This is a genomic window from Type-C symbiont of Plautia stali (assembly GCF_059730935.1).
In genome coordinates, this window is record NZ_AP035923.1 from 3,343,050 (window position 1) to 3,357,006 (window position 13,957).

Annotated in this window: 11 protein-coding genes; all 11 read right to left on the minus strand. The window is 58.2% G+C overall.

The window, feature by feature from the left end; all coding sequences use genetic code 11:
• Positions 1–16: 16 nt before the first annotated feature.
• The 11 genes from secA to murD all read right to left on the minus strand — a co-directional run bounded on the left by secA (position 17) and on the right by murD (position 13,956).
• Entirely contained in the window at positions 17–2,722 is a 2,706-nt protein-coding gene (secA, locus tag AC6I7J_RS15885; protein WP_058780441.1) for a preprotein translocase subunit SecA, read from the minus strand.
• Positions 2,723–2,799: 77 nt separating this feature from the next.
• Positions 2,800–3,300, minus strand: coding sequence for a secA translation cis-regulator SecM (gene secM / locus AC6I7J_RS15890; protein ID WP_141496248.1), 501 nt, complete (start codon positions 3,298–3,300; stop codon positions 2,800–2,802).
• 272 nt (positions 3,301–3,572) lie between these two features.
• Positions 3,573–4,490, minus strand: coding sequence for a UDP-3-O-acyl-N-acetylglucosamine deacetylase (lpxC, locus tag AC6I7J_RS15895; protein WP_031279703.1), 918 nt, complete (start codon positions 4,488–4,490; stop codon positions 3,573–3,575).
• 101 nt (positions 4,491–4,591) lie between these two features.
• Positions 4,592–5,746: a cell division protein FtsZ gene (gene ftsZ, locus AC6I7J_RS15900; RefSeq protein WP_021507556.1), complete on the minus strand. Its 1,155-nt coding sequence runs from the start codon at positions 5,744–5,746 to the stop codon at positions 4,592–4,594.
• Positions 5,747–5,817: 71 nt separating this feature from the next.
• Positions 5,818–7,074, minus strand: a complete 1,257-nt coding sequence (gene ftsA / locus AC6I7J_RS15905) for a cell division protein FtsA (protein ID WP_013507861.1) — start codon at positions 7,072–7,074, stop codon at positions 5,818–5,820.
• A complete protein-coding gene (gene ftsQ, locus AC6I7J_RS15910; protein WP_021507557.1) occupies positions 7,071–7,910 on the minus strand; it encodes a cell division protein FtsQ in 840 nt (279 codons plus the stop codon). Before ftsQ ends, ftsA begins: the two co-directional genes overlap by 4 nt.
• A 1-nt stretch (position 7,911) precedes the next feature.
• Complete coding sequence (locus AC6I7J_RS15915) at positions 7,912–8,832, minus strand: D-alanine--D-alanine ligase (RefSeq protein WP_058770620.1); 921 nt, start codon at positions 8,830–8,832, stop codon at positions 7,912–7,914.
• Positions 8,825–10,300, minus strand: coding sequence for a UDP-N-acetylmuramate--L-alanine ligase (gene murC / locus AC6I7J_RS15920; protein ID WP_031279704.1), 1,476 nt, complete (start codon positions 10,298–10,300; stop codon positions 8,825–8,827). Before murC ends, AC6I7J_RS15915 begins: the two co-directional genes overlap by 8 nt.
• A 70-nt stretch (positions 10,301–10,370) precedes the next feature.
• Entirely contained in the window at positions 10,371–11,429 is a 1,059-nt protein-coding gene (murG, locus tag AC6I7J_RS15925; RefSeq protein ID WP_059010288.1) for an undecaprenyldiphospho-muramoylpentapeptide beta-N-acetylglucosaminyltransferase, read from the minus strand.
• A complete protein-coding gene (gene ftsW / locus AC6I7J_RS15930; protein WP_021507561.1) occupies positions 11,426–12,640 on the minus strand; it encodes a cell division protein FtsW in 1,215 nt (404 codons plus the stop codon). Before ftsW ends, murG begins: the two co-directional genes overlap by 4 nt.
• Complete coding sequence (gene murD / locus AC6I7J_RS15935) at positions 12,640–13,956, minus strand: UDP-N-acetylmuramoyl-L-alanine--D-glutamate ligase (protein ID WP_394515617.1); 1,317 nt, start codon at positions 13,954–13,956, stop codon at positions 12,640–12,642. The genes ftsW and murD overlap by 1 nt, the downstream gene beginning before the upstream one ends.
• Position 13,957: the final 1 nt, after the last annotated feature.

A 13,957-nucleotide genomic window follows, 5' to 3' on the forward strand; every position in this document is an offset into this window, starting at 1 on the left:
GGGCTCCTTTTTGTTATCAGGCCAGACGACCGTGACACTGTTTGTATTTTTTACCTGAGCCGCATGGGCACGGATCGTTACGTCCCACTTTTCGCTCACCGCCCTGTGCCGCCAGTGCAGCGGCCGCTGCGGTGTCGTCATCGACGTGACTGAGCTGCTGCTGCTGTGCCAGGCGCTCTGCTTCTTCACGACGCTGCTGCTCCATCGCTTCCACTTCTTCCGGCATCCGCACCTGCACTTTGCTCAGGGTGCTGATCACTTCGTACTTCAGCGACTCCAGCATCGCGGCAAACATGGCGAAAGATTCACGTTTGTACTCCTGCTTCGGATCCTTCTGCGCATAGCCACGCAGATGGATACCCTGACGCAGATAGTCCATCGCCGCCAGATGCTCTTTCCACAGCGAGTCGAGCGTTTGCAGCATCACGCCTTTTTCGAAGTTGCGCATCATTTCTGCGCCGACCACTTCTTCTTTCGCCGCATAGTTTTCGCTGGCGCGGCTCATGATGCGCTCACGCAGCGTCTCTTCATGCAGATCCGGCTCTTTATCCAGCCACTCAGCAATCGGCAGATCCAGATCGAAATCATTGCGCAGACGCTCTTCCAGCCCCGGAACATCCCACATCTCTTCCAGCGACTGCGGCGGAATGTAAGTGTCGATAGTGGCTTTGAACACATCTTCGCGGATGCTGTTGATGGTGTCCGAAACGTCAGAGACATCCAGCAGTTCGTTACGCTGGCTGTAAATGGCGCGGCGCTGATCGTTAGCGACGTCATCGTATTCCAGCAGCTGTTTACGGATATCGAAGTTGCGGCTTTCCACTTTGCGCTGCGCATTAGCAATTGCTTTGGTTACCCACGGATGCTCAATCGCTTCACCCGGCTTCATACCCAGCTTACGCATCATGTTGGACACACGATCGGAGGCAAAAATACGCATCAGCGCATCTTCCATCGACAGATAGAAGCGCGAAGAACCGGCGTCACCCTGACGGCCCGCACGGCCGCGCAGCTGGTTATCGATACGGCGTGATTCGTGGCGTTCGGTACCGATAATGTGCAGACCGCCTGCCGCCAGCACCGCATCATGGCGCAGTTTCCACGCCGCCTTGATGACTTCAATCTGCTCTTCCGTCGGGTTTTCCAGCGCGGCCACTTCCGCCTGCCAGCTACCGCCGAGCATGATGTCCGTACCACGACCGGCCATGTTGGTCGCGATGGTTACCGCGGCTGGCTGACCTGCCTGCGCCACGATATCCGCTTCGCTGGCGTGGAATTTGGCGTTCAGTACGCTGTGCTTGATACCCGCGCGCGTCAGCTCCTGGGATACCACTTCCGATTTTTCAATCGAGATGGTGCCCACCAGTACCGGCTGCCCGTTAGCCGTACAGGTACGAATATCTTCAATAATGGCGTCAATCTTCTCTTTCTCGGTCATGTAGACCAGATCGGCCATATCTTTACGCACCATCGGACGGTTGGTCGGCACCACGATGGTATCGAGCTTGTAGATGGAGCTGAATTCAAACGCTTCAGTATCAGCGGTACCGGTCATACCGGCCAGTTTCTCGTAGATACGGAAGTAGTTCTGGAAGGTGATGGAAGCCAGCGTCTGGTTTTCATTCTGGATCTCCACACCCTCTTTGGCTTCGACCGCCTGGTGCAGGCCATCAGACCAGCGACGTCCCTGCATGGTACGGCCGGTGTGTTCATCAACAATGATCACCTCGCCGTCCTTCACGATGTAGTCAACGTCGCGGGTGAACAGTGCATGGGCGCGCAGCGCTGCCGTCACGTGGTGCATCAGCATGATGTTGGTCGGCGAGTAGAGTGATTCGCCCTCATCCATGATGCCCTGGCTGACCAGCAGCTCTTCCACTTTCACCAGACCGCGTTCGGTCATGTGCGCCTGACGGGCTTTTTCATCTACCCAGAAGTCACCTTCGCCCTGGAAGTTATCCGAGTCTTCTTTTTCCTGGCGCACCAGGTGTGGAATGATTTTGTTGACCTTGATGTAGAGATCGGAGCTGTCTTCGGCCGGACCCGAGATAATCAGCGGGGTACGCGCTTCATCGATCAGGATCGAGTCCACCTCATCCACCAGCGCATAGTGCAGTTTACGCTGTACGCGCTCTTCCGGACTGAAGGCCATGTTATCGCGCAGATAATCGAAGCCGTATTCGTTGTTGGTGCCGTAGGTGATATCGGCTGCATAGGCAGCGCGCTTGGCCACTGCCGGCATGCCCGGCAGGTTGATACCGACTGTCAGACCAAGGAACTCAAACAGCGGACGGTTGTTTTCGGCGTCACGCTGCGCCAGATAGTCGTTGACGGTCACAACGTGCACGCCCTTGCCGCTCAGCGCGTTCAGGTAAGCCGGCAGCGTCGCAGTCAGGGTTTTACCCTCACCGGTACGCATCTCCGCGATGCAGCGTTCGTTGAGCACCATGCCGCCGATCAGCTGCACGTCAAAGTGGCGCATGCCAAACACGCGCTTACTGGCTTCACGCACGGTGGCGAAAGCTTCAGGAATCAGGCTCTCCAGCGTTTCACCTTTTTTCAGGCGCTCGCGGAATTGATCGGTTTTCGCTTTCAGTTCGTCGTCAGACAGTTTGACGAACTCCGGCTCCATCTTGTTGATGACATCGACCACTTTACGCATGCGGCGCAGAGTACGATCATTGCTGCTACCAAAAACTTTCGTTAACAATTTGATTAACATAATAAATTTATCTCAATTCAGCCGTGACAATACGGGCTGCAAAGGCAAAAAACAGAAAAAGGAAAATAACGTTAGCGTTAAACAATGAAAGGTCCGGCGCGGATGCCATGAATAGCAGCCTGCCAGTCAGCAGAAGAGTGAACGTTGGGCGAAACATGATGCGCTCGCGACGGCGGTGCCATCGTGGCTAAAGGTTGCGCGGGTGAAGTCAGCAGCGCCTGCAGCGAGTCAATCAGCGCCAGCTTTTGCGCCGCCAGCGGCAACGCATGTTCCGCTTCCGCTGTCGCGGGCGGCGTCATGCTAAATGAGAGATGGCGAATAACGGTGCGGATGGCGTGCTGATGCCAGTAATCAACGTTGAAACTGGGGCGACGCGCGCTTTCCTGCAGGCGAATCAGGTGATCAAACCGCACCACCTTGCCGGTAAACAGGCTGCTGACCGGCGAGTCGCTGCTGGTGAGCTCTGCGCTTTGTGCACAGGCAGGCAGGCCGAGACTGGCCGCCACCATTCCCAACAGGAGATGAGGCCAGAAATAGCGTCTGCCGAGTTGTCGCCAGCGTGAGAAAATCCCGATCACCTTTCGTCCATCATGCCAGTCATTAAGCGCTAAGCCAGAGTTGCGTTACGTACCCTGCTTACATGAGCGCCAGATAATAGCACTTATGTGGGGCTTCGACATCAGGGATTAAAGGGCTTACGGCGGATTTCACGTTTTTTTGCGCAGGGTTTGATCACTGACAACAGGGTTTTGCGAGCGGGATTACAGCGCCAGCGGCGGGCAATAAAAAACGGCGGGTTCCACTGACCGGAGAGGGTGTCAGGGAAGCCCGCCGTTTGATGGCTGACTTATTACGCCAGCACTAAATTTGGCGCTTTGAAGGCCAGTGGCAGTTCAGCTTCGTCTTCGAAGGTCGCCCATTCCCAGGCTTCCTGCTTCGCCAGTACCGCCTGCAACAGTTTGTTGTTCAGCGCATGGCCGGACTTGAACGCAGAGAATGCGCCAATCACGTTATGACCACACATGAACAGGTCGCCGATGGCGTCCAGCATTTTGTGACGCACAAACTCATCTTCAAAGCGCAGGCCATCTTCATTCAATACGCGGAAGTCATCGAGGCCAATCGCACAATCTAAACTACCGCCCAGGCACAGGCCTTTAGACTGCAGATATTCGATTTCACGCATAAAGCCGAAGGTGCGCGCACGGCTAATCTGACGCACAAAGGATTCAGCCGAGAAATTGAGCTGGTAACGCTGCGAGCTTGAGTCGATCGCCGGATGTTTGAAGTCGATGGTGAAGTCGAGTGAAAAACCGTTGTACGGTTTGATCTCGGCCCACTTATCGCCATCTTCTACCCGTACCGTTTGCTTCACGCGCACGAATTTCTTCGCACTGTTCAGCTCTTCGACACCGGCATCCATCAGCAAATAAACAAAAGGCGCGGCACTGCCATCCATGATCGGAATTTCTGGCGCATCGACTTCAACAATAATGTTGTCGATACCCAGACCTGCCAATGCAGCATTCAGGTGTTCAACCGTCGAAATACGCACGCCTTCATCATTCACCAGGCAGGTACTCAGCATGGTGTCGCGCACGTATTTTGCATCAGCCGGGAAATCAACCGGTGGATTCAAGTCAGTGCGACGATAGATGACCCCGGTATTAGCCGACGCAGGGCGTAAAGTCAGCGTGACTTTTTTGCCGGTATGCAAACCGACGCCAGTCGCCTGAACAATACGTTTTAATGTCCTTTGTTTGATCATCGCATTATCTCGCAATATTACCCATCCGACCGCCAGTATAAATTACCGGCGGGCGAACACTTTAGCACAAAGAGCGGAGAATCCCAATTCTCAGGATATTCTTAGTCTGCCTGTTTACGCAGGAAGGCTGGAATATCAAGATAGTCAGGCTCTTTGCTGGATGACGCTGGCTGGTCATTCACCACTTTCGCGGCCGGTTTCTGCTCCTGCGGCAGCGGCGCCATGCCGTGCTGCTGGTAGCGATGATCCATGACCGGCTGAGTCGCAGGCTTGTTAGTCACCAGGGTGATTTCCGGACGTTTGTCCATGCCGATACCGGTCGCCACCACGGTGACGCGCAGCTCGTCGTTCATCTCTGGATCCAGCGAGGTACCGATAACCACGGTCGCGTTGTCCGAGGCGAAGGCGCGGATGGTGTTACCCACGGTTTCGAACTCATCCAGACGCAGGTCGAAGCCCGCCGTGATGTTGACCAGCACGCCACGCGCACCCGACAGATCGATATCTTCCAGCAGCGGGCTGGAGATCGCCATTTCGGCCGCTTCTTCAGCACGGTCTTCACCACAGGCAACGCCAGAACCCATCATCGCGTAACCCATTTCTGACATCACGGTACGCACGTCGGCGAAGTCGACGTTCATCAGACCCGGACGGGTAATCAGTTCTGCGATACCCTGCACCGCACCTTTCAGCACGTCGTTAGCCGCACCGAAGGCATCCAGCAGAGAGATACCACGGCCCAGCACTTTCAGCAGCTTGTCGTTAGGAATGGTGATCAGTGAATCAACATGCTTGGACAGCTCAGCGATACCCTGCTCAGCAAACGCCATGCGTTTTTTCCCTTCGAAGTTGAAGGGCTTCGTCACCACCGCAACCGTCAGGATACCTAAATCTTTGGCTACTTCTGCCACCACAGGAGCTGCACCGGTACCGGTACCGCCACCCATGCCCGCGGCGATAAACACCATGTCTGCCCCTTCCAGCGCAGAACGCAGTGCTTCGCGATCCTCTTCCGCCGAGGTACGACCGACTTCCGGGTTAGCACCCGCACCGAGACCTTTGGTGATATTGGTCCCGATCTGAATCGTCTGGCCGACCGCCGTTTTACGCAACGCCTGTGCGTCGGTATTCACAGCGAAGAATTCCACACCTTCGATACGCTCGCGTACCATGTGCTCTACGGCGTTGCCACCGCCACCGCCGACGCCGATGACTTTAATCACCGCGTCATTGGTTAATTCCATAGGTTCAAACATGATTTCTCTCCGTTATGTGCCTGTCGCCTGGAGATCATAAACATTGCCTGATGATCTCCTTTTTCAAAAAATTAAAACTCTTTCTTCAGCCAGCTGTTGATGCGTTTAAACCAATTGCCCACTGAAGCACGTTTTTCCGTTTCTGCATCACCGTTCATGTGTGACTCTTTGCCGTAATGCAGCAGGCCAACCGCCGTCGAGTAGTACGGCTCCTGCGCATAATCCGTCAGGCCGGTGATGTTAAGCGGCTGACCGATGCGCACCTGGGTGTGGAACACCCGCTGTGCACAGGCCGCCAGACCTTCAATCTGCGCCGCACCGCCGGTCAGCACAATACCGGCTGCCAGGTGATGCTTTACGCCCTGCTGGCGCAGTTGCTCCTGCAGTTGCAGAATCTCGTCGTTCACCAGATTCAGCAGTTCGGTGTAACGCGGCTCAATCACTTCTGCCAGCGTCTGGCGCTGCAGGCTGCGCGGTGGACGTCCACCCACGCTCGGCACCTCGACGTTTTCGTCTTTGCCGACAATCGAACCCAGCGCACAACCATGACGCACTTTAATCGCTTCGGCATCGGTTGGCGGTGTGCCAAAGGCATAGGCGATGTCGCTGGTCACCACGTTCCCGGCATAGGGAATCACTTTGGTATGACGCAGCGCGCCGCCGGTGTACACCGCGATATCCATTGTACCGCCACCGATGTCAACAACACAGACTCCCAGCTCACGTTCATCTTCGGTCAGCACCGAAAAACTGGATGCCAGTCCGGCAAAAATCAGTTGGTCAACTTTCAGGCCACAACGTTCAACGGCTTTCACGATATTTTTTGCCATATCGTTGTGGCAGGTGATGAGATGCACCTTGGCCTGCATACGCACGCCGGAAAGGCCAACCGGATTTTTGATGCCTTCCTGATAATCGATGGCGTATTCCTGTGGAATCACATGCAGAATACGATGTTCGTCGCGCACGCGAACGGATTTCGCCGTATGCACCACGTTTTCCACATCATCCTGAGTGACTTCCTCTTCGGAAATCGGAACCATCCCGATTTCGTTCTGACAACTAATATGTTTGCCCGATAAAGCAAGGTATACCGACGAAATCTGGCAGTCTGCCATCAATTCCGCCTGGTCGATGGCGCGCTGAACGCACTTCACCACCGACTCCAGATCGTTCACGCCGCCTTTGTCCATACCGCGGGACGGGCAGCTGCCGACGCCAATAATGTTGACCATACCATCGGGCAGAATTTCCCCAACCAGGGCGGCGACCTTCGCAGTGCCGATTTCAAGTCCTACTACCAGTTTTCTGTCCGTTGCCTTGATCATTGTGGTTTAGCCTGTGCCTGGTTTTGTTGCTGATTACTGTCCTGTGGCTCAATCGGTGCCGGTGCCCAGCCTACTGCGGCGCCGGAGTCATAGCGTAGATCAACATAGCTGATGCGCTGGTTCTGACTCTGGCCCTGCTGCTGTAACTCCGGATAGAGCTCAATAAAACGGTTCAGACGCTTCATGGTATCGCTGCGCCCCAGTTCGATGCGCACATCGTCACTGGTCACCAGCTGCCACGAGCGCCGCGCCGTCATCGACGCGACCTTCAGGGTAAACTTACTGGCCCGCAGCACATCACTCATGGTGTGATAGCCGGCCAATACCTCTTTCTCACTGCCTTCCGGACCATACAGCATCGGCAACGTCTCTTTGCCGATGTGGCTGGCCGGGACGCTGAAGGAGACGCCATCGGCGTCCACCATGTGCGAGTCATTCCAGCGTGCCACCGGGACGTACTCCACCAGGTTTATCTTCAGCTCATCAGGCCACTGCTTGCGCACGCTAACCTGTTTAATCCACGGTAAACGCTCGATCTGCTGCTGGATAATGTCCACGTTCTGCGACATGAACGTTCCCGGCGCGCCGAGCGATAAAATCGCCTGACGAATATCATCGTGCGTGGTGTAGTGGGTTTCGCCCGTCACCACCAGCTTCGACAGCGGCAGACGCGACGCATCATTCATCCACTTCAGCACCACGAGGCCGCCAGCCACCATGATGCCCATCACCAGCAGCAGGAACACGATGCCAAACAGCCGTGCTCCGTTGCTCCGTCCGGAGCGCGCACGCTCCTGAGGTTCGCGATTTCTAACGCGCAGTGCCGCCTGAGACATATCAGTCAGCCAGCTCCAGAATGCGCGCCACCAGTTGCGGGAAGCTGTATCCCGCCTGCTTTGCCGCCATCGGCACCAGGCTGTGGCTGGTCATGCCAGGCGAGGTGTTCACTTCCAGCAGCTGGAAGTTGCCGTCGCCGTCGACCATCACATCAACCCGTCCCCAGCCGCTGCAGCCTAACGCGCGCCACGCGGCCAGCACTAATGTCTGCAGTTCCGCCTCTTTCTCCGCACTCAGGCCGCTCGGGCAGAAGTATTGAGTATCGTCAGAAATGTATTTTGCTTCATAGTCATAGAACTCGCTGGCGGTCTGAATTCTGATTGACGGCAGAATTTCGTCGCCGACGATGCCCACGGTGTATTCGGCACCGCTGAGAAAAGCTTCCACCAGCACGTCATCATCATGGCGAAACGCCTCCTGCAGCGCGGCTGGCAGCGCTTCCGCCTGGTTCACGCGGCTGATGCCAACGCTGGAACCTTCACAGCTTGGCTTCACAAACAGCGGCAGTCCGAGCGCGTCAATCGACGCCTGCGCTGCAGCATCCAGCCCCTGCTCATACTGCTGGCGCGTCAGCCAGACAAATTTGCCCGCCGGCAATCCCCTGCCCTGCCACAGCAGTTTGCTGCGCAGTTTATCCATGGTGATGGCCGACGCCATGACGCCGCTGCCGGTGTAGGGCAGTTGCAGAAACTCCAGCAGCGCCTGCAGCGTGCCATCTTCGCCACCGCGACCGTGCAGCGCGATAAACGCTTTGGCAAAGCCCTGCTGCCGGAGGTCCAGCACTGAGACGTCACGGGTGTCGACACCGTGCGCATCAATGCCCATCTCGCGCAGTCCCGCCAGCACCGCGCTGCCGGACATCAGTGACACCTCGCGCTCGGCGGAGGTACCGCCCATCAATACCGCGACTTTCTCAGCCATGGCGCGCCTCCGTGTTCAGAGCCGGCTGCAGCTGAATCTCAGCCAGCTTGCGGGCAATTTTGCCGATGTTGCCGGCGCCCTGCACAATCACCAGGTCGTCGCCAGACAGCAGCGGTGCCAGCGCATCCGGCAGCGCTTCGTGCTCGGAGACCAGAATCGGATCGACCTTGCCGCGATTGCGGATGGCACGGCACAGTGAACGGCTGTCCGCGCCCGGAATAGCGGCTTCGCCCGCCGGGTAGACATCCAGCATCAGTAACACATCCACCTGCGACAGCACATTGGCGAAATCATCGAACAGGTCGCGGGTGCGCGTATAGCGATGCGGCTGAAACACCATCACCAGCTTTTTCTCTGGCCAGCCGGCGCGCGCCGCTTTGATGGTGACATCCACTTCGGTCGGATGATGGCCATAATCGTCGACCAGCATCGCGCTGCCTGGCTTACCGTTAACGGCTGCGGTGTCAAACTCGCCCAGCACGTCGAAACGTCGACCGGTGCCCTGGAAACTCTCCAGCGCCGCCAGAATAGCGTTGTCGTCAATGCCCTCTTCGCTGGCAACCGCCACGGCTGCCGCGGCGTTCAGCGCGTTATGGCGACCCGGCGCATTCAGCGTCACGTGCAGCACCGGCTTGTCCTGACGAATCAGGGTGAAGTGGCCCTGCGCGCCGCGCTGTTCGTAGTTTTCGACCCGCACATCCGCATCGTCGCTGAAACCATAGGTGGTGACCTGACGGCCCACGCGCGGAATCAGATCGCGAATCACCACATCGTCCACGCACATCACCGCGCGCCCGTAGAACGGCAGGTTGTGCAGGAAGTTAATAAACGTCTGCTTCAGGTTCTCAAAATCGCCCTGATAGGTATCCATGTGATCCGCTTCGATGTTAGTGACAATCGCCACCATCGGTTGTAGATGCAGGAAAGACGCGTCGCTTTCGTCCGCTTCCGCAATCAGATAACGGCTGCTGCCGAGGCGTGCGTGCGTACCCGCCGCTTTGACCAGACCGCCATTGACGAACGTCGGATCGAGACCGCCTTCCGCATAAATACTGGTCACCATCGCGGTGGTGGTGGTTTTGCCGTGCGTGCCGGCAATCGCGATGCCGTGACGGAAACGCATCAGCTCAGCCAGCATCTCCGCCCGGCGGATCACCGGGATACGCTGCTCACGCGCCGCCACCAGCTCCGGGTTGTCCTGCGCCACGGCGGTGGAAACCACGACGACGCTGGCGTCGGTAACATTTTCCGGGCGATGGTTGAAGTAAATGGTCGCGCCCAGCGAGGCCAGATGCTGCGTAACCGGATTGGGCGCCAGATCGGAGCCGCTAATGTGATAGCCTTCGTTCGCCAACACCTCGGCAATACCGCCCATGCCGGCACCGCCGATGCCGACAAAGTGGATGTGCCGGACGCGACGCATCTCGGGCACAATAGAACGCAGTTTTGCCAATTGTTGTGTATTCATCTGTCTCTGTTACCTGTTTTCCCGTTTGCACCTGCATTCAGATGCGGGCCAGTCAAACTGACCGGTTAACTTACTTCGCGACGCGCGCAACCTCTTGTGCCACCCGTTCGGTCGCATCAGGAATCGCGACCTGGCGGGCTTTTTCCGCCATCGCCAGCAGCGTGGCGCGATCCCAGTGGCGCAGCGTGTCTGCGACGGCCGCAGCAGTAAACTGCGGCTGCTCGAAAATTTTGGCCGCGCCGGCTTTTTCCAGCGGCAGCGCATTCCAGTACTGCTGACGATCTTTGTGCTGGAACGGCACGAAAATCGCCGGTAAACCCGCCGCCGCCACTTCACTGACGGTCAGCGCGCCGGAGCGGCACACCACCACATCGGCCCACGCATAGGCTTGCGCCATGTCATCGATGAACTCGGTGACCTTGTGCTGCGGCTGGCCAGCGGCCTGATACGCCTGCTGCACGGTCTCCCGTGCACCTTTGCCGGTCTGATGCCACAACGTGATGGCGTCACCCAGTTCGGCGGCGACCTGCGGCACGATCTGATTGAGGATGCGCGCCCCCTGACTACCGCCAATCACCAGCACACGAATCGGCCCGCTGCGGTGTGCCAGACGCTGCGCCGGAAGCGGCAGCGCCAGCACATCATTACGCACCGGGTTGCCCACCACCTCGGCAGTGGGGAACGCGCCCGGAAAGGCCTGCATCACTGTGGTGGCGATCTTCGCCAGCCACTTATTGGTCAGGCCGGCAATACCGTTCTGCTCGTGCAGCACCACCGGGATGCCGCAACTCCACGCCGCAAGGCCGCCCGGACCGGAAACATAACCGCCCATGCCCAGCACCACATCCGGCTGCCAGTTTTTCATGATGCGGCGCGCCTGGCGCCACGCATTGAAAATGCGCACCGGTGCCAGCAGCAGGGCCTTTACGCCTTTACCGCGCAGTCCGCTGATGCGAATGAAGTCGATATCGATGCCATGCTTTGGCACCAGATCGGCTTCCATCCGGTCTGCCGTTCCCAGCCAGCGCACCTGCCAGCCTTGTTCGATCAGATGATGCGCCACGGCCAGTCCGGGGAACACATGTCCGCCGGTCCCCCCTGCCATGACCATCAGCCGTTTACCACTCATCGGGCACCTCGGGTAAACGCCTGGGCTTTTGCCAGACGCGTTTCATAATCAATGCGCAATAAAAACACGATGGCGGTCGACATAATGATCAGACTCGATCCACCGTAACTGATCAGCGGCAGCGTCAGGCCCTTGGTCGGCAGCATACCCGCCGCCGCACCAACGTTAACCAGCGCCTGGAAGCTAAACCACACGCCAATGGAACAGGCGAGGAAGCCGGAAAAACGCTGGTCGATCTCCAGCGCGCGACGGCCAATCGACATTGCGCGAAAAGCGACGAAGAATACCATCAACAGCGCCAAAACCACACCGACATAACCCAACTCTTCACCGATAATTGAGAAGATAAAGTCGGTGTGCGCTTCCGGCAGATACTCCAGTTTCTGCACCGAGTTGCCCAGGCCCTGCCCCCAGAACTCACCGCGGCCAAACGCCATCAGCGACTGGGTCAGCTGGTAGCCGCTGCCGAACGGATCTTCCCACGGGTTCCAGAAGGAGGTCACGCGGCGCATACGGTAAGGTTCCGCGATAATCAGCAGCACCACGGCGAAAATGCCGGAGCCGATAATCGCCAGGAACTGCCACAGTTTGGCGCCCGCGAGGAACAGCATCGCCAGCGTGGTAACAAACAGCACCACCACGGTACCGAGGTCCGGCTGGGCCAGCAGCAGCACCGCCAGCACCACCATCACGCCCATCGGCTTACAGAAGCCCCAGAAGTTGTTCCGCACCTCTTCCACTTTGCGCACCAGATAGCTGGCGAGATAGCAGAACAGCGACAGCTTGGATAACTCCGCCGGCTGAATACGCAGCGGCCCGAGCGCGATCCAGCGCGATGCGCCGTTAACCGAGCTACCGACCACCAGCACAATCAGCAGCATCGCCACCGAGGCCATCAGCATCGCGTTGCTGTAGCGCTGCCAGAAATCCATCGGTACACGCAGCGTCACTAACGCCATCCCCAGCGCCAGGGCGATATAAAAGGCATCACGCTTGGCAAAGTAGAACGGATCGTCGTTAAGACGCTGTCCAACCGGCATCGAGGCCGAGGTGACCATGACAAAACCGATAATCGCCAGGCCAAACGTCAGCCATAGCAGCGTGCGGTCATACAGCACCACCGGCGCGTCGTCGTTGTCGCGCGCGCCCATCACCCAATCACGCAGGCGCAGCGAAATAAAACTGGCGATACTGGCTCCGGGAATACGCATCAGCTCAGCTCCTTCGCCAGTTGCGCGAAGCGATCGCCACGCTGTTCAAAATTACGGAACTGGTCGAGGCTGGCGCACGCCGGTGACAGCAGCACCATGTCGCCCGCCTGCACCTGCGCGGCAATCTGCGTCATCGCCTGTTCGAGCGTGTCGGTGCGCGTCGCCACTGCCGGACGCAGCGCGGCCAGCGCGTCGCCGTCGCGGCCAAAGCAGAACAGCCGCACGTTGTCGCCCTGCAGATAGCGCGCCAGCGGCGTAAAGTCCGCCCCTTTGCCATCGCCACCCAGCAGCAGCCACAGCGTACCTTTCACCTGCAGGCCGTTAAGCGCGGCTTCGGTGCTGCCCACGTTGGTGGCTTTCGAATCATTAATCCAGCGCACGCCATGCGCTTCGTGCACCAGCTGGAAGCGATGCGGCAGGCCGCTGTAGGTGGTTAACGCTTTCAGGCTGGAGGCGCGCGGGATATTCACCGCATCGGCCAGCGCCAGCGCGGCCAGCGCATTGGTGTAATTGTGCTGCCCGACCAGCTTCATCTCGTCGGTATTAAGGACTTTCTCGCCCTTCACCCGCAGCCAGGTACTGCCCTGCTGCTGGTTGAGGTGATAATCGCCCACGTCGATGCCAAAGCTGACGCAGCGGCGATCGGCGCCGCGCACCGGCATGGTCATGCCATCGTCGGCATTCACCACGCAGATATCCGCGTTTTCATAGATGCGTAATTTAGCGGCGCGGTACTGCTGCATGCCGAGCGGATAGCGATCCATATGATCCTCAGTGACGTTGAGGATGGTTGTTGCCGCCGCTTTCAGGCTGTAGGTGGTTTCCAGCTGGAAGCTGGAGAGCTCCAGCACATACAGCTGCGCCGGCGATTTAAGCAGCGTCAGCGCCGGCAGCCCAATGTTGCCGCCTACGCCCACCTGCCAGCCCGCGGCGCGCGCCATTTCGCCCACCAGCGTGGTGACGGTACTTTTGCCATTGGAACCGGTGATCGCCACAATCGGCGCCTGAGCTTCACGGCAGAACAGTTCGATATCGCCGACAATTTCAATGCCGGCGTCAGCCGCTTCGCTCAGCGCCGGGTGCGCCAGCGCGATGCCCGGGCTGGCGATGATCAGATCGCATGCCAGCAGCCAGTCGCTGTTGATACCGCCAACGTGGCGCTCCACCTGCTCTGGCAGTTTGTCCAGCCCCGGCGGTGACACACGGGTATCCATCACGCGGGGCGTCACGCCCTGCGCGAGGAAGAAATCAACACAGGACAGGCCGGTAATGCCTAATCCAATGATGACGACTTTTCTGCCCCGATAGTCAGCCATG

What these genes read in the sequence shown, in the direction of transcription:
- ftsQ (WP_021507557.1), bottom strand. Translation starts at nt 7,910, where the DNA reads ATGTCTCAGGCGGCACTGCGCGTTAGAAATCGCGAACCTCAGGAGCGT.
- lpxC (WP_031279703.1), bottom strand. Translation starts at nt 4,490, where the DNA reads ATGATCAAACAAAGGACATTAAAACGTATTGTTCAGGCGACTGGCGTC.
- secA (WP_058780441.1), bottom strand. Translation starts at nt 2,722, where the DNA reads ATGTTAATCAAATTGTTAACGAAAGTTTTTGGTAGCAGCAATGATCGT.
- murG (WP_059010288.1), bottom strand. Translation starts at nt 11,429, where the DNA reads ATGAGTGGTAAACGGCTGATGGTCATGGCAGGGGGGACCGGCGGACAT.
- ftsA (WP_013507861.1), bottom strand. Translation starts at nt 7,074, where the DNA reads ATGATCAAGGCAACGGACAGAAAACTGGTAGTAGGACTTGAAATCGGC.
- murD (WP_394515617.1), bottom strand. Translation starts at nt 13,956, where the DNA reads ATGGCTGACTATCGGGGCAGAAAAGTCGTCATCATTGGATTAGGCATT.
- ftsW (WP_021507561.1), bottom strand. Translation starts at nt 12,640, where the DNA reads ATGCGTATTCCCGGAGCCAGTATCGCCAGTTTTATTTCGCTGCGCCTG.
- ftsZ (WP_021507556.1), bottom strand. Translation starts at nt 5,746, where the DNA reads ATGTTTGAACCTATGGAATTAACCAATGACGCGGTGATTAAAGTCATC.
- AC6I7J_RS15915 (WP_058770620.1), bottom strand. Translation starts at nt 8,832, where the DNA reads ATGGCTGAGAAAGTCGCGGTATTGATGGGCGGTACCTCCGCCGAGCGC.
- murC (WP_031279704.1), bottom strand. Translation starts at nt 10,300, where the DNA reads ATGAATACACAACAATTGGCAAAACTGCGTTCTATTGTGCCCGAGATG.